This is a genomic window from Mesorhizobium sp. M2E.F.Ca.ET.209.01.1.1, assembly GCF_004010375.2.
In the GTDB taxonomy this organism is placed as follows: domain Bacteria; phylum Pseudomonadota; class Alphaproteobacteria; order Rhizobiales; family Rhizobiaceae; genus Mesorhizobium.
Window position 1 is genome coordinate 1 of record NZ_SADP02001297.1, and the last position, 261, is coordinate 261.

Sequence of the window (261 nt, forward strand, 5' to 3'; positions counted from 1 at the left end):
ATAGCGATCGCGTCAGGACGAAGGTCGTCGACGCAGTCGATGCTGTCGTCGGCGTCGCGATCAATGACCTCGGGCTCGCCGTCATAGATCGCTTCCGGAAGAAGAGAGATCGCTTCGGAAAGAGCCTGCTCGAGGTCGACGCCTTGGCGCGGCAGACAGGTGTAAGTATCGCCGAAGGGACCGGACTTCGTGGCGTGGCTGCCGAGCACGAAATCGGAGTGCCTCGCGAACCAGCGGTTCAAGCGGATCGCGCTATCGTCG

General features: G+C 62.1%; 1 protein-coding gene. It reads right to left on the bottom strand.

All coding sequences use genetic code 11. The annotated features are described in order from the left end of the window. Positions 1-261: hypothetical protein (locus tag EN852_RS40130; protein WP_135879999.1), on the bottom strand; the 261-nt coding region annotated here is incomplete at both ends.